Consider the following 14,752-nt stretch of genomic DNA (forward strand, 5'->3'; position numbering starts at 1 on the left):
TTATTTCAATTGAATACGCGCCACACGCCCACGGGTGGCTTGGGTTAAATCGTAAGGCTGATTATCGATAGTCAGCTGGGTGCCAGCAGCATGGCCGACCGTGATGTTGACTGGTTTGTCTGTCACCACTTGGCGTTCTGAACCGGCAGGCAGCACTTCACTAAATACTTTTTTGCCTTGCATGTCTTCAATCCGTACCCAGGAATCTTCAGTAACCTTAAAGAAGAGGTTAGCCTTTTGCGGATCCACGGCTTTGAGTGTGGTGGTTTCAACTGCTTGACCGGCCGCCGGTGTCGGTGTGCTGACAATGGTGGGCGTGCTCACCACGCTATCCGCGGTTGTCTGGGGTACCATGCCAGCCGCAGGTTGTTGGCTGGCGCCGATGTCAGTAGCAGGGGCTTCTGTGGCAACAGGATTCGCGCTGCTTGCCGCGTCTACTGCCGCAGCACTGTCGGCAGGGGTGCCGGTTTCAGCGGATGCAGGTGCTGCTTGCGGTGCCGGAATTTCAATTTGCTGACCGGTGGTTTCGCTGATTTCTGCCACATCTAGCGCGAGCGAAGCATCTTTAAGGGTGTGCGGCTTGATGTGGTTGATGTAAAAATAGGCGGCAATAGCGGCCAATATCAAAAAGATCAGCAAGGTGAGCAAGCGTTGTGGACGCAGGGTACGCGCTGGCTTATCGATCACAGAACGGCTGGCATTTGAGCGTACGCTCAGTGGTAATGGGGCCTTGTCCGGTACGATGCGCTGATAGGCTTCCAGAATGGGGGCCACATCAATGTTGAGCAGGCGCGCATAATTGCGGATAAACCCACGCACAATACTGGGTTGCGGTAACTTGTCGAAGTCATCCTGCTCTATGGCCTGGATTTGCTTGACCCCCAGGCGCAACTGCCCAGAGACCTCGTGGATACTCAACCCTTGTGTCTCACGCGCTGCCTTGAGGATATTGCCACAGCCGGAACCATAGGTCATGGATGGGCTGGCCGGTTGTTCACTGATGCTCTCCAAACCCATGGCGGCACCATACTCTTCTGGAGCATCGCCGGCAGGGTGGGTCGTTGTCTCCGATGGGTGAGTCACATTTTGAAGATTGGCATCAACCGGCGCTACATCCTCAACTGAAGCTTGTGCGGCGGCTTGCGCAACAGAGGTTGCGACTGGAGTCGCTTTCAGGTTTGATGAGGCGGCAATCTCAGCACTTGGGCTAGGGACTGGAGCCGTCGCTGTAGCATTCTTAGGCTTACGGCCGCGTCTGGGTTTTTCTGCCGGTGCAGGATGGACGTTGGTAGGATCTTCTGACGTCACGCGCGTTTACTCCATTTTCAGCAATTGTTTGGTTTCGTTGGCAGTCGGGAACAGCTTATGCAACTGCACGCTGTAATAATTCGCATCATCCGCCAGTTGTAACGCGCGGCAAATACGCACTGCCAAAAAGAGTGACTCTGGTGTCGGGGCAACGTTCACACTATTTTGTAGGGTGTTGAGGGCCAGTTGCGCTTCGCCCCGGCCAAACTGCAAGTTAGCCAACTGGTAAGCGCTGGCATGCGCCAGCGGGTCAATTTGCAAGGCCTGATAAAAATACTGCTCGGCCTGTGGTTTTTGCTGCGCACGCAGGGCGCAGACGCCCGCGTTATACAAAGCGATTTGTGGCGTTTTGTAGAGAGGATTTTTGACTGCTTGTAAAAATTCTTTTTGCGAGGCATCGTACTGCCCTTGGTCACACAAGAAGCGGCCATAGTTGTTATGCGATTCCGAGCTGCCAGGCTGTAGCTGGATGGCACGCTTGAAAGCCGCTTCTGCACGCGATTTTTCCCCAAGTGCAGCATAGACCAATCCCAGGCCATTGTAGGCCAACGCATAGTTGGGGCTACGCTCAATCGCAGTATTAAACTCCTCGAGCGCAACGTCGTAACGTTTAAGCCGGAAATATTCTGCGCCTAATTCCGTGTGTACGCGGGCAGATTCGACATCGCCGCTTTCGCGGCCGATAGGTTGTTGGTCGTAAGGCTGGTTTTGGTTGCTGGAAGAAGGATTTTGCGCACACCCTGGCAGCCACAGTAACAAGGCCACTGCAGAAATGACCGCGAAAGGCGTGTGCAAGGGTTGGGTCATCACTTACTGTTCCGGGTGTATTGCTATGGTTTTTTCTGTGCGGCGGGTTTTATCAAGCACTTTACCTGCCAGTTGGCCGCAGGCCGCATCAATGTCATCGCCGCGGGTTTTACGCACGGTCACCACAAAGCCTGCTTGCATTAACATATCACGAAACGCACGCACCTGCATGGGCTTGGAAGTACCGTAGCCGCTGTTCGGGAATGGGTTAAATGGAATCAGGTTAAATTTGCAGGGGACATCACGCACGATATTGATCAGCTGCTTGGCATGCTCCAGCGTGTCATTCACGCCATCCAGCATGACATATTCAAAGGTGACAAAATCACGAGGTGCTTTGACCAGGTAGCGCTCGCAGGCAGCCATCAGGTCTTTAATTGGATATTTTTTATTAATTGGGACGATCTCATCACGTAGCGCATCATTCGGCGCATGTAACGATACCGCCAATGCGACGGGGCAATCTTCCTTGAGCCTGTCCATTGCAGGCACCATGCCACTGGTAGATAACGTCACCCGACGGCGGCTTAAGCCATAGGCGCTGTCATCGAGCATGATCTGCATGGCCGTGACCACGTTGTCATAGTTAGCCAATGGCTCACCCATGCCCATCATCACCACGTTGGAGATAATGCGCTCACCGGGCGGCAGTAAGTCGTAACCTGGCGCTTGACGCAGGGAATGGTTGGCAATCCATAACTGCCCGATGATTTCAGAAACGTTCAGGTTGCGGTTAAAGCCCTGGCGGCCAGTGCTGCAGAAAGTGCATTCGAGTGCGCAGCCTACCTGGCTGGAAATGCACAAGGTGCCGCGGTCATCTTCTGGAATAAAGACGGTTTCCACACTATTGGAAGTGCCATCCTTGAGGTTGTTGGTGCCTATGAGCCATTTGCGGGTGCCATCATCAGACACCTGTTCCAGTTGCACATCAGGCAGGGTAAATTCAGTTTCCTGGCGTAATTTTTCGCGCAGGGTTTTGGCAATATCGGTCATCTGCTCGAGGTCTAATACCCCGAAGTGATGCATCCAGCGCATCAACTGCTTGGCGCGGAAGGGCTTCTCGCCAAGACTGGTGAAGTACTCGGCGAGTTGCGGTTGGTTAAAATTGAGTAAGTTAACCAAGTTTTTTCCTTACTTATGCAATCAATTAAGCTTCTCAATGAGACCAGGCGCGCGTAAAAAATGATGACGCCACATACATGCGAGTATGCAAGGAAATCATTTGTTGCAAGCCACACCTGACCATGAGAAAAATGAATTGATTAACCAAAGAAGTATTTGATTTCGATGGCTGCATTTTCCAAAGAATCGGAACCATGCACGGCGTTCGCATCAATGCTTTCAGCGAAGTCAGCACGGATAGTGCCTGGCACTGCGTCTTTAGGGTTAGTTGCACCCATCAGGTCGCGGTGTTTCAATACAGCGTTTTCGCCTTCCAATGCCTGAATCATCACTGGACCGGAGATCATGAATTTCACCAGGTCATTGAAGAAAGGGCGCTCTTTGTGCACAGCGTAGAAGCCTTCAGCTTCAGCTTGAGTCAGGTGGGTCATTTTAGCTGCAACAATTTTCAAACCGGCGTTTTCAAAACGGGTGTAGATTTGACCAATCACGTTTTTTGCAACGGCGTCTGGTTTGATAATGCTGAGTGTACGCTCTAAAGCCATGAGAACTCCAAATTAAAGTAATTAACAAGAAAAACAAACGACTATTCTACTATTTTTAATGTGATAGATAAACCTTAGATCGTTCTGAGTGGCTGATTGCGTTAAATGGCAGGGATTCATCGCTTTATTTTTTTTATCTATTGCAAGCAGATGTTTTATGATGTGATGGTTTCCCACGATCAGGTGGATATTCAAGCTTGAATATATAAAGATCAAAAACGAGAGACTATAAGGCCATGATAAATCAACAAAACATTATGCATGCCTGCCCGGCTTGTGGCTTGCTATGTGACGATATTTCGGGGGAGGCCATTGCCAAGCAGCAGTTTTCGTGTGGCAAAGCCGCAAAATTCTATGCCCGCGTCAGTACTGGGGCACAACCGCAAGTGAGCGGACAGCCCGCGTCACTGGTACAGGCTGTGCAAGCTGCCGCACGCTTACTCAAACAAGCTAAGGCGCCGTTAGTCGCCGGTAGTAGTACCGATGTACATGGCGCGCGTGCCCTGGTCAGCTTGTCTCATCACACGCATGCGGCGATGTCGCACATGAACGCCAGCAGCACGCTACGCAACATGAAGGTGCTGCAACATCGCGGCTGGCAGACCACCACCTTAACCGAAGTGCGCAACCGCGCGGATGTGATCCTGATGATAGGCACCGATGTGGTGAGCCACAATACCCGTTTTTTTGAGCGCGTGGTGTGGGTCCCCGAGGCCATGTTTACCGAGCCTGCTGCCCGCAAGATCATTTACCTGGGCGGCGATGAGCTGAATACCAAGCCTGGTGTCTCTCCTGATGGCCGCGCACCTGAAGTGATTCCTTGTGCAAGCGAAAAATTGCCCGAAGTGGTCGCCACGCTGCGTGCGTTGGTCATGGATAAGCCTGTGAAGGTGGAAAAGGTGGCAGGCGTCGATGTGAGCCGTTTGAGAACCGTGGCTGAGACCCTGAAGGCAGCCAAGTACGCCACCTTGGTGTGGGTATCCAAAGACCTGCACTATGCGCATGCCGAATTAACCATAGAAAATATCACTGAAACCGTGGTCGCCTTGAACCAGAAGAGCCGCGCCATGGGTTTGTCGCTTGGCGGCAGTGATGGCGATACCAGCGTCAACTACACACATACCTGGCTAAATGGGGTGATTATTGATACGCCAGACTGGGAAAGTCATGACGCGGTGGTATGGGTGAATAGTTATAGCCCGGAGGCGATGCCGCCTGCAGGCACTCACCCCGTGGTTGTGCTGGGGGCTGCTGACAGCCAATTTGAAGAGACGCCCGCGGTGTTTATCCCTGTTGCAACACCTGGGCTAGACTGCAATGGCCAGCAATTCCGTGTGGATGGTTCTGTCACTTTGCCACTCACTGCAGCCAAACCCTCTGACTTGCCAACCTTGTCACAAGTGATCGCCATGATAGAAACAGAACTTAAAGGAGTGGCGGCATGATTACCGTACTCAAAAACGCCAAAGTCATTGACCCCGCACACGTCAAGGATGGGGTGGTGCAGGATATTTATATCCGTGATGGCCGCATTATTGCCAAACCGGCTGATAGCGAAAAAATTGCGCAGGTGTATGACCTGAATGGCAAGATTGTGATGGCCGGGGCGATTGATATGCACAGCCATATCGGTGGTGGTAAGGTAAATATCGCCCGCATGTTGCTGCCTGAATATCAGGAAATGCGCCGCTTACAGGAGCCTGAGGCCCATATTTGCGGCCCCAACTGTAGTCATCACGCGACACCGAATACGACCGATACCGGTATGCGCTATATCGAGATGGGCTACACCGCTGCGTTTGAACCCGCCATTCTGGCCGTGAATGCGCGCCAGGCACATATGGAGATGGGTGACACGCCCATGATTGATAAAGGCGGCTACGCCATGCTGGGTAACGATGATTACCTGCTGCGCCTGCTTAGCCAAAATGCCGATCAGAAAACCATTAATGACTACGTGGCGTGGACTCTGCATGCGACGCAAACCATAGGTATCAAGGTGGTCAACCCAGGTGGCATTTCTGCATTTAAATTCAATGAGCGCCGCCAGGATCTGGATCAGCTGCATAGTTATTACAACATTACGCCGCGCCGCATTTTGCAGGCGTTGAGCCGTGCCGTGAACGAAGTCGGCATTGCCAAGCCTTTGCATGTGCACTGTAATAATCTGGGCGTGGCGGGTAACTTTCAGACCACGCTGGATACCATGGGTGCCAGCGATGGCTTGCCCATGCATTTGACCCATATCCAATTTCACAGCTATGGCACCGAGGGTGACAAGAAGTTTTCTTCCGCCGCGGCCAATATCGCTGAAGCGATCAATAACAACAAACACATCACTGCCGATGTTGGGCAGATTCTGTTCGGCCAGACCGTGACCGCATCTGGCGACAATATGATGCAGCATTTAAATGCCAAAGTCGCTAACCCGAAAAAATCGGTGATTATGGATATTGAATGTGACGCTGGTTGTGGCGTGGTGCCTTTTAAATATCGCGATGAAAACTACGTCAACGCCTTGCAATGGGCGATTGGCCTGGAAGTGTTCTTGAGTGTAGACGATCCATGGCGAGTGTTCTTGACCACAGACCATCCAAATGGGGCACCATTTACCAGCTATCCGCACCTGATCCGTTTGCTCATGGACAAATCTTTCCGCAATGATGCATTTGATAAATTGAACCTGGATGCGCAGGCCATGAGTAACCTGAAGTCACTGGACCGCGAATATAGCCTGTATGAAATCGCCACCATGACCCGCTCAGCACCAGCCAAATTAATTGGCTTGCAAGATCGTGGCCATTTAGGTGTGGGTGCAGCTGCAGATATCACCGTTTACACTGATCAGGCTGACAAAGAGGCGATGTTTGCCAAGCCCGACCTGGTGTTTAAAGACGGTGAACTGGTGGTGAAAGAAGGCAAAGTGGTGAAAGTCGTTTGGGGCGCAACGCACACGGCCAAACCTGCCTTCGATACCCAGGTGGAAAAAGACATCAAGCAATACTTTGACCGCTACCACACCATGCAAATGCAAAACTTTAAAATTTCAGATGATCAGATTGCCGAAGATGGCCGCAATCATGTCATTAACCATAGCCAGGGGTAAATATGCAGTTAAATGGCGTAGACATAGACGATACCTTTGCTGAAGCATTTAATATGCGCGGCACGCGTATCCTGATTACCGCGCAAAACTTGCGCTGGGCCTACAACGCAGCCAATGCCATGACCGGTTTTGCCACCAGTGTGATTGGCTGTGGCGTCGAGGCGGGCATAGAGCGTGAACTGACCGCAGACGAAACCCCCGATGGCCGTCCCGGCGTTAGTGTGCTGATGTTTGCCATGGGTAGCAAAGTACTGATGCAACAGCTGGAAACGCGCATGGGGCAATGCATACTCACTTGCCCAACCGCGGCTGCCTTTGCCGGGATTGAGTCAGAAGATATGATCAGTCTGGGCAAGCATTTGCGCTTCTTTGGCGATGGCTACCAGGTGTCCAAACAAATCCCCGATGCCACTGGCAAGCTCAAGCGCTACTGGCGTATCCCAGTCATGGATGGTGAATTCCTGACCGAAGAAACGACCGGCATGGTGCGCGCGATTGGCGGGGGTAACTTTTTGGTGTTAGGTGCCAGCCAGGCACAAGTGCTTACCGCCTGTGAAGCGGCGATTGATGCCATGCGCAAATTGCCGAATGTGATTATGCCTTTCCCCGGTGGCGTGGTGCGTTCCGGCTCCAAGGTCGGCAGCAAATATCCCAAAATGTTTGCCAGTACCAATGACGCGTTTTGCCCGACCTTAAAAGGGGTCGTTAAGAGCGAGCTGGATCCGCGCGTGGAAAGTGTGATGGAAATTGTGGTCAACGGCCTGACTTTTGAAGATATTGCGGTTTCCATGAAAGCTGGTATTGAAGCGGCCTGTAGCCTGGGTAAAGACAATGGCATCCTGCGCATTTCTGCCGGTAACTACGGTGGTAAGCTGGGTCAGCATCACTTTAAATTACGCCCAATTTTAAGCGGGGAGGTGACCGCATGAGCCATATCGTATTAACCGCCAAGCCACTCTCGCGCATGGTCGATTGCCGTGCCTTATTGCCGCAGGCCTTGCAAGGCAAAACTGAGACCGAGATCGGTGCCATCAAACTGGCCGCCAATTTGTCTGTTGCCGACGCGTTTGAGGTGAGCGTGGACGCAGCCACAGAGGCAACTAAGCTGACTTTTAAAAACACAACTTCTTCGCACCAATATATCGGTTTCGGCATGACGACTGGTCAGCTGGTAGTCGAGGGGAGTGCGGGTGACTTTTTAGGTGCGCAACTGCAAAACGGTGTGCTGATCTGTAAGGGCAACGCCGGTGCGAGAGCGGGCGATCGTATGCGCAGAGGCATGCTGCTGATCGAAGGCAATGCGGGTGACTATTGCGGCTCTGACATGATGGCGGGTACGCTGGGCGTATTGGGTAGCACAGGCGCACACCTGGGTTACGGCATGAAACGTGGGACTTTATTGTTGGCACAGACACCTGCGCCACAGGCGACCTGGATAGACTGCGGTTTCCACAAACTGCCTTTCCTCAATATTCTGTATAAATCCTTCAAGCTGCTCGATAGCCGCTTTGCGCAGATCAGCAGCCAGCGCGTGCAACGCTGGATGGGTGATATGGGTGGCCTGGGTAAAGCTGAAATCCTGGTCATCCAGTCTTAGCTACAAGATTTAGCAAGTCGAGATCAACGGGCTCGGTGCCCGTTTTTCTTTTTGCATCAGTGAGTTACAGTGGTAAAATCGCGTTTTTGAAATTAAAGCTGTCTTCACATGAGTCAATACCTCACCGCTGCCCTCTACAAATTTGTCACGCTGGATAATTACAAAGACCTGCAACAACCGATTCTAGAGGCCTGCCAGCAACATCACATTAAAGGGACCTTGCTGCTGGCGCATGAGGGCATTAATGGCACCATTGCCGGAAAACCGGAAGATATCCGGGCCGTGCTCAGCTATTTACGCCAGGACCCGCGTCTGGCTGATCTCGAGCACAAAGAATCCTGGGCCGATTCTCACCCGTTTTACCGCATGAAGGTCAAGCTCAAAAAAGAGATCGTCACCATGGGCGTGCCTGAGGTAGATCCGAATTTAGTGGTAGGCACCTATGTAAAACCCGAAGACTGGAACGCCATTATTTCTGATCCCGACGTGATTGTGCTCGATACCCGCAATGATTACGAAGTACACATTGGGACTTTTAAAGGTGCGGTAGATCCTAAAACCACCACTTTCCGCGAGTTTCCCAAATACGTAGCCGAGAACCTGGATAAAACCAAACACAAAAAAGTCGCCATGTTCTGTACCGGTGGCATCCGCTGTGAAAAAGCGTCTTCTTACATGAAGCAACAAGGGTTTGAAGAGGTCTATCACTTACAAGGCGGCATTCTCAAATATCTCGAAACCGTCCCCAAGGAGCAAAGCCTGTGGGAAGGCGAGTGCTTTGTGTTTGACCAGCGTGTGGCTGTCAAACACGGCCTGGAAGTCGGCGATCATGACCAATGCTATGCCTGCCGCATGCCGCTGACCAAAGAGGAAATGCAAAGCGAAAAATACGAGGCCGGTATTTCTTGCCCATATTGCTTTGACAAATTATCTGCTGAGAAAAAGGAATCCCTGCGCGAGCGTCAAAAACAGGTGAAGTTAGCCAAAATGCGCGGACAAAGCCATATTGGGGATAGTCATAAAACGCTTGATTAGGGTGCTTGCGCTCCTTGCATAAAATTAGTAGTGTTACAAAAAAATTAATTTTATGAATTGACATAAAAGAAAATTGACATGTCATTCATCTATGCTCTTTGCCTAGGGGGTTGTGATGAAATGCCCGGTAATACTCGCTAATGAACCGCAAAGGTTGCAAGCGTTATTTGACCATGGCCTGCATCAGCCAGAAGTCATTGCCAATTTAGAGCCAGTAGTAGACATTGCGGCACGCATGTTCCGCATGCCGATTGCGGCCGTCAATATGATAGGTAGCGACCATGTGTTTTTCGCTGCCGCCGTTGGCGCTGGTGAAATGGATATGCGCCGTGATGTTTCTTTTTGTGCCCATGCCATCAATGAAAACCAGGTCATGGTTGTCGCCGATACCTTGCTGGATGAGCGCTTTCATGACAATCCCCTAGTGACCGGGGAAGCGAATATTCGTTTTTATGCCGGCGTCAGATTGCTATCCCCTGAAGGCTTGGCCTTGGGTGCCTTGTGTATTGTTGACCACCAACCTCATTTTGATTTTTCACTAGAAGACCAGGCCAGATTGCAGGCGCTGGCGCAAATGGTGTCTGACCGGCTTGAATTACGCCGCATTGAAATTTCAGCCAGCCGAACCCGGCCCCACTTTGAAGAATATGCGGCGCATGCTGCGACCCCTATCATCTGGTTTAATGCCGCCAAGCAGATCATTGCCTGGAATCAGGCCGCGGCCGATATGTATGGCTATCGTCTTGCAGAAGGCGAGGGCAGCCCACTGCAAACATTGTTTTCCAGCCCGGATGCTGCGCTTTTACAAGACAAAATAGACGCCATATTGCAGTCACGGTCGTTAGACCGTGTGGCAAGTGCTTGCGAACTCATGGGCCGACATAAACAAGGCAACCAATTTTTGGTCAATCTATCGCTGTTTTCCTGGCAAGCGGAAGGCCAACTGCAATTCGAGGCCGTGCTCAAACCCGTGCTATCTGATTCAGCGACAATACAGGCGGACAATAAACAGTCGGTGTTTGATACCCTCACCGGATTGTATAACCGGGCCCGCTTTTACCGCTTCGTTGAAGAAACGCTGTGCCAGCCGCAGTCTGCGGCAGTGTTTATGATAGATCTGGATGGTTTTAAAGATATCAATGACACCATGGGGGGCGCCGTAGGTGATGCAGTATTGAGGGAAATCGCGCAACGGTTATTACGGATCGTCCCTGCGCATGGCCTGGTGGCGCGCATGGGTGGTGATGAGTTTGCGGTCGTCGTGCCTGGCCTGCAAGCGCCAACTGACGCCACGCAACTAGCAGAGCAACTGATTGATGGCATTGAACAAGCTATGCAAATGCAAGGTCAGTCTGTGAGGGTGATTGCCAGTTGCGGAGTTGCGCTATCGCCCTTGCATACGCTAGAAGCGTTAGAGTTAGTCAGCAATGCCGACCTCGCTTTATTCAAAGCCAAGGCACAAGGGCGTGGCCGCGCCTGCCTGTTTGTGCCCGAGCTGCGCCTGGCCGCAGTATCGCGCCGCCAACATGCGCTTGAGTTGCATCGTGCTGTCGATGAAGGCGAGTTTTTATTGTATTACCAGCCACAAGTGGACCTGAAAACTGGTCTGATCACTGGCGCCGAAGCCTTAATCCGCTGGAATCATCCCCTCCGTGGCATTCTGCCACCTGTGACTTTTTTACCCGCCCTAGAGAGCGGGCCACTGGCCGCCGCCGTGGGCAGTTGGGTGGTTGATGAAGCCTGTAGCCAGTTGGCATTTTGGCGCCGGCAAGGTGCCGAGCATTTGCGCGTAGGGGTGAATTTGTTTAGCGCACAGTTTCATACCGGCGAGCTGGTCGATGAGGTGATGCTGGTGCTGGCAAAACATGGTCTACCCGCGCAAGCACTGGAACTCGAAATCACCGAAAATATCGCGCTGGATCAAGATGAGATTGTGTTAGCCACGCTACGTAAACTCAAACAGCACGGCGTCGGCATTGCCTTTGACGATTTTGGCACTGGCTATGCCTCACTCAGCCTGCTCAAAACCTATCCCCTCACACGCATTAAAATCGACCGCACTTTTGTGAATGGTATGCTGCAACATAAAGAAGATGACTCCGTGGTGTGCGCGACCCTCGATATCGCCCATGGCTTTGCTTTACAGTCGATTGCCGAAGGCATAGAAACGGTAGAGCAGTATGAATACCTTAAAAGCAAACAATGCGATGAAGGGCAGGGCTATCTGTTTGGCAAACCCATGCCTGCGGATCAATTTGCCCAATTAATCGGCTGTGAAAACCGCATGGCGATCAAGCAAACGCCTTAGCCGGATTTAATTACACACTTGGTTTGATAACATCCAAGGGGCTAGCAACTGCCCGCCCGCCGGTATTGACCAGTTGCGTATAAACCTTGGTATTTGCTTCATTGGCATGACCCAACAAGCGCTGCACAGTCTGCAAGTCGTGGCCACCCTCTAGCAAATGTGTGGCAAAACTATGCCTCAGTGTATTCGGCGTCACGGTTTTTTTAATCCCCAATTGGATAGACACACTTTTAACCGCCCGCTGCATAGGTTTTTCATCCGCATGGTGGCGGTAAACCTCACCTGATTGCTGCGCAACCGATAACCGGCTGGAGGGAAACACATACTGCCACTGCCAATCCTTGCCCGCATTGGGGTAGCGTTTAGCCAATCCCTCAGGCATCCAAACTTCCCCTAACCCTTTACTCAAATCCTCGGCATGTAATGCCTCAATAGACGCCAAATGTGTTTTTAAAGGATGCACCAACGTTCCTGGTAATAATGTCGTACGGTTTTTATAACCTTGCGGGTCGCGCACCAAAATTTCCAGCCGGTCAAAATCAATATCCGCCACCCGCAAGCGCAAGCACTCCATCACCCGCAAGCCGCTACCGTATAACAAGCTCACCATCAACCACATCGTCCCCTCTAATCCAGAAAGCACTGCCTGTACCTCCTGCTTACTCAATACCACAGGCAAGTCTTTCTTTGCCGGGAGCTTGGTCAAGTTTTCAAGTTTGGGGAGGTTCCGCTCCAACACCTCATCATACAAAAACAGCAGGGCGCTTTTCGCCTGGCTTTGCGTGCTAGCCGCCACCTTTTTCTCTACCGCCAGATGGTTCAAAAACGCCTCAATTTCAGCCGTGCCCATGTCTCTGGGGTGCCGCTTGTCATGAAACAAAATAAAGCGTTTAATCCATTGTATATAAGCTTCTTCGGTGCGGTTGCTGTAATTTTGGGAACGCAATCGCTCTACAATTAAAGGAAACAACTTTGGGGCAGGTTTTACCTCAGGTGTGTTTTCCATACTGAGATCCTTTTATTAAGGTGTAATAAAAAACAACTAAGTATTGATTTTATTATGATAAATTATTTTATTAATTTTATAGCTCCCGGCCTAAATAAAATTTTAGGTTCGTTTTTGGGGTCTAATTAACGTTAGGGTTTATGAGCAAATACATGAAAAAACTACTACTTGGGTTAATTGGATTATTTGCAACATCAAATACAAACTCCAGTGAAATTTACCCTGATGCTGTTCAACTATATATTCGTCAAAGTATTGAAGGGCTGAAGCAACAAACTTCAGCGCATAGCGCCACATGGCATTTTGGAAAAGAAAAAACTTGGTCAGTTGATCAAGATAATGGCTTAATTCTCTTCATATTCCCTAACAAAGTTATAGCATCTGCTCCAGTTCAAATAATTGGCACTTATGACCCTAACGATGGTTCCTTTCTTTGGGGCTGGGATAATCCCTCAGTTGACGATAAACTCAAGCGGGCGGCTAAGTTGGTTAAAGCATATGGGGTGAAAAACAAAATCTCTACGTTTACTAAACCCAAAATATTTAGCTCCGAAGAAAAAGCATGGGAATTTGTAGCATTGGCTGCTCGCTTGGATTCGGCAAATGGTGCATATCGGGCAAAAACAGGTGGTCCAATTGTATATATGACTTTTGGCGAAATTACACTTAAAAATCAACCCTAACCCATCCATCAAGCGGGACTGGCGAGAACGCTCTTCGATGAAAACAATTTTAATAACAATGGCTGTGCCACCGATGTCGCCAGCCCCTTATCTCAAACGTTAGAGCACAAATCATGAAAGCCACAGAGTTGAAATTCCGCGCCCATGAATATACAGGGCGAGAAAAAGGGATGATGGTAATCGGAAGCACTACTCAACTTCAAGAGTTATCCGAACTTTTGAAAGCTCCAATTCACACTGAAACTACTGAATGGCCAACACAAGTTACTTCAATTAATATTGGCTCTGAATCCAACCCATATATTTTGTCTTTTCACATCGAAAATAACTCTAATAAGCCAGTTTCAAGCATACCTAGAAACTCTAGTCCATTTTGGCTACTTGCTACATTATTACCCTTAGCAGTTATTGGTGTGTTTGCAATAATCCATTGGGGCAAAAATGCGCTCTAACCCATCAATCAAGCGGGACTGGCGAAAACAATCGTCTATGAAAATAACCTTAATAACATCGGCTGTGCCACCGTCCTCGCCAGCCCCTTATCTCAAACGTTAGGGCTTACATGGGCAACTCAGGTAAACAGGCACATGACTTCTATTCCGACGTGATAAGCCACAACAAAATGTGGACAGTCAGAGACATCAAAGGAGATGTCATTTTCGAGTCAAACAGAGGTACAAAAATCAAGCCACTGTGGTCGAAAATAACCAGAGTAGAGAAAATTATTAAAACCATCCCTGGATTCTCTGATCTTGAACCTGTTGAGATTTCGTGGAGCGAGTTCGAAAAAGAATTAGCACCAAAGCTAAAAGAAAATAATATATTCGTCGGCGTTAATTGGAGCGGCAAAAAACTAACTGGCTACGATATGTCAGCATTTCAGCTCATTGAAATAGTTAGTCTTAATAAAACTGCTGCCCTAACCCATCATTCAAGCGGGACGCCTTGCGGCGCCCCTTAACTCAAACGTTAGGGCCATTTAGATGCTCCGAATTCTTATCATTCTTCTATGCTCAATCCTTTTAGCCTCTTGCGCGTCAAGCCCTTACAAAAAAGCTGATTTATCAATGTATGGCGGTAGAGTCGGTTATCTGGAAAAAGAGATTGAGCCAAAAACTTTTGTTATAGAGTATTCACACATCGGTGGCTATGATTACGACCTAGAGAAAAACAAAGAATATTGGAAGCGCAGAGCGTCTGAACTATGTCCAAATGGTTACGATGGTTCTCTCGAA

14 protein-coding genes are annotated in these 14,752 nt (G+C 50.1%); 9 read left to right on the forward strand and 5 right to left on the reverse strand.

Annotated features, from left to right (window positions below):
* The 4 genes from ACIDF8_RS09565 to ndk all read right to left on the reverse strand — a co-directional run bounded on the left by ACIDF8_RS09565 (position 1) and on the right by ndk (position 3,782).
* A complete protein-coding gene (locus ACIDF8_RS09565) occupies positions 1 to 1,308 on the reverse strand; it encodes a helix-turn-helix domain-containing protein (protein ID WP_412010395.1) in 1,308 nt (435 codons plus the stop codon).
* Between the two features lie 6 nt (positions 1,309 to 1,314).
* The gene (gene pilW / locus ACIDF8_RS09570; protein WP_412010549.1) at positions 1,315 to 2,115 is read right to left on the reverse strand and encodes a type IV pilus biogenesis/stability protein PilW; all 801 of its coding nucleotides are present in this window, start codon (positions 2,113 to 2,115) and stop codon (positions 1,315 to 1,317) included.
* A 3-nt stretch (positions 2,116 to 2,118) separates the two neighbouring features.
* A complete protein-coding gene (rlmN, locus tag ACIDF8_RS09575; RefSeq protein ID WP_412010396.1) occupies positions 2,119 to 3,237 on the reverse strand; it encodes a 23S rRNA (adenine(2503)-C(2))-methyltransferase RlmN in 1,119 nt (372 codons plus the stop codon).
* 140 nt (positions 3,238 to 3,377) lie between these two features.
* On the reverse strand, positions 3,378 to 3,782 hold the full coding sequence (ndk, locus tag ACIDF8_RS09580; RefSeq protein ID WP_412010397.1) for a nucleoside-diphosphate kinase: 405 nt from the start codon (positions 3,780 to 3,782) through the stop codon (positions 3,378 to 3,380).
* Positions 3,783 to 4,018: 236 nt separating this feature from the next.
* On the opposite strand from ndk, the gene ACIDF8_RS09585 reads away from it, so the two are divergent.
* The 6 genes from ACIDF8_RS09585 to ACIDF8_RS09610 all read left to right on the forward strand — a co-directional run bounded on the left by ACIDF8_RS09585 (position 4,019) and on the right by ACIDF8_RS09610 (position 11,828).
* Positions 4,019 to 5,227, forward strand: a complete 1,209-nt coding sequence (locus tag ACIDF8_RS09585; protein WP_412010398.1) for a formylmethanofuran dehydrogenase — start codon at positions 4,019 to 4,021, stop codon at positions 5,225 to 5,227.
* Positions 5,224 to 6,888 carry a formylmethanofuran dehydrogenase subunit A gene (locus tag ACIDF8_RS09590; RefSeq protein ID WP_412010399.1) on the forward strand — a complete coding sequence of 555 codons (1,665 nt, stop codon included), beginning with the start codon at positions 5,224 to 5,226 and terminating at the stop codon, positions 6,886 to 6,888. Before ACIDF8_RS09585 ends, ACIDF8_RS09590 begins: the two co-directional genes overlap by 4 nt.
* A gap of 2 nt (positions 6,889 to 6,890) precedes the next feature.
* On the forward strand, positions 6,891 to 7,817 hold the full coding sequence (gene fhcD / locus ACIDF8_RS09595) for a formylmethanofuran--tetrahydromethanopterin N-formyltransferase (RefSeq protein WP_412010400.1): 927 nt from the start codon (positions 6,891 to 6,893) through the stop codon (positions 7,815 to 7,817).
* Complete coding sequence (locus ACIDF8_RS09600) at positions 7,814 to 8,485, forward strand: formylmethanofuran dehydrogenase subunit C (protein ID WP_412010401.1); 672 nt, start codon at positions 7,814 to 7,816, stop codon at positions 8,483 to 8,485. Before fhcD ends, ACIDF8_RS09600 begins: the two co-directional genes overlap by 4 nt.
* 108 nt (positions 8,486 to 8,593) lie before the next feature.
* Positions 8,594 to 9,520 carry a rhodanese-related sulfurtransferase gene (locus tag ACIDF8_RS09605; RefSeq protein ID WP_412010402.1) on the forward strand — a complete coding sequence of 309 codons (927 nt, stop codon included), beginning with the start codon at positions 8,594 to 8,596 and terminating at the stop codon, positions 9,518 to 9,520.
* Between the two features lie 115 nt (positions 9,521 to 9,635).
* Positions 9,636 to 11,828, forward strand: coding sequence for a putative bifunctional diguanylate cyclase/phosphodiesterase (locus ACIDF8_RS09610; RefSeq protein ID WP_412010403.1), 2,193 nt, complete (start codon positions 9,636 to 9,638; stop codon positions 11,826 to 11,828).
* 10 nt (positions 11,829 to 11,838) lie between these two features.
* Here ACIDF8_RS09610 and ACIDF8_RS09615 read toward each other — a convergent pair whose 3' ends face one another.
* Positions 11,839 to 12,834, reverse strand: coding sequence for an integron integrase (locus tag ACIDF8_RS09615; RefSeq protein WP_412010404.1), 996 nt, complete (start codon positions 12,832 to 12,834; stop codon positions 11,839 to 11,841).
* 152 nt (positions 12,835 to 12,986) lie between these two features.
* On the opposite strand from ACIDF8_RS09615, the gene ACIDF8_RS09620 reads away from it, so the two are divergent.
* The 3 genes from ACIDF8_RS09620 (at position 12,987) to ACIDF8_RS09630 (ending at position 14,478) form a co-directional block, all read left to right on the forward strand.
* A complete protein-coding gene (locus ACIDF8_RS09620; RefSeq protein WP_412010405.1) occupies positions 12,987 to 13,517 on the forward strand; it encodes a DUF6882 domain-containing protein in 531 nt (176 codons plus the stop codon).
* A 113-nt stretch (positions 13,518 to 13,630) separates the two neighbouring features.
* A complete protein-coding gene (locus tag ACIDF8_RS09625) occupies positions 13,631 to 13,969 on the forward strand; it encodes a hypothetical protein (RefSeq protein WP_412010406.1) in 339 nt (112 codons plus the stop codon).
* Between the two features lie 110 nt (positions 13,970 to 14,079).
* Positions 14,080 to 14,478 (forward strand): DUF2750 domain-containing protein, encoded by a 399-nt coding sequence (locus ACIDF8_RS09630; protein WP_412010407.1) that lies wholly within the window; start codon positions 14,080 to 14,082, stop codon positions 14,476 to 14,478.
* Positions 14,479 to 14,752 lie beyond the last annotated feature (274 nt).

This window comes from Methylophilus sp. 3sh_L (assembly GCF_046766015.1).
Classification (GTDB): domain Bacteria; phylum Pseudomonadota; class Gammaproteobacteria; order Burkholderiales; family Methylophilaceae; genus Methylophilus.

What these genes read in the sequence shown, in the direction of transcription:
- pilW (WP_412010549.1), bottom strand. Translation starts at nt 2,115, where the DNA reads ATGACCCAACCCTTGCACACGCCTTTCGCGGTCATTTCTGCAGTGGCC.
- ndk (WP_412010397.1), bottom strand. Translation starts at nt 3,782, where the DNA reads ATGGCTTTAGAGCGTACACTCAGCATTATCAAACCAGACGCCGTTGCA.
- ACIDF8_RS09585 (WP_412010398.1), top strand. Translation starts at nt 4,019, where the DNA reads ATGATAAATCAACAAAACATTATGCATGCCTGCCCGGCTTGTGGCTTG.
- ACIDF8_RS09590 (WP_412010399.1), top strand. Translation starts at nt 5,224, where the DNA reads ATGATTACCGTACTCAAAAACGCCAAAGTCATTGACCCCGCACACGTC.
- fhcD (WP_412010400.1), top strand. Translation starts at nt 6,891, where the DNA reads ATGCAGTTAAATGGCGTAGACATAGACGATACCTTTGCTGAAGCATTT.
- ACIDF8_RS09600 (WP_412010401.1), top strand. Translation starts at nt 7,814, where the DNA reads ATGAGCCATATCGTATTAACCGCCAAGCCACTCTCGCGCATGGTCGAT.
- ACIDF8_RS09605 (WP_412010402.1), top strand. Translation starts at nt 8,594, where the DNA reads ATGAGTCAATACCTCACCGCTGCCCTCTACAAATTTGTCACGCTGGAT.
- ACIDF8_RS09610 (WP_412010403.1), top strand. Translation starts at nt 9,636, where the DNA reads ATGAAATGCCCGGTAATACTCGCTAATGAACCGCAAAGGTTGCAAGCG.
- ACIDF8_RS09615 (WP_412010404.1), bottom strand. Translation starts at nt 12,834, where the DNA reads ATGGAAAACACACCTGAGGTAAAACCTGCCCCAAAGTTGTTTCCTTTA.
- ACIDF8_RS09620 (WP_412010405.1), top strand. Translation starts at nt 12,987, where the DNA reads ATGAAAAAACTACTACTTGGGTTAATTGGATTATTTGCAACATCAAAT.
- ACIDF8_RS09625 (WP_412010406.1), top strand. Translation starts at nt 13,631, where the DNA reads ATGAAAGCCACAGAGTTGAAATTCCGCGCCCATGAATATACAGGGCGA.
- ACIDF8_RS09630 (WP_412010407.1), top strand. Translation starts at nt 14,080, where the DNA reads ATGGGCAACTCAGGTAAACAGGCACATGACTTCTATTCCGACGTGATA.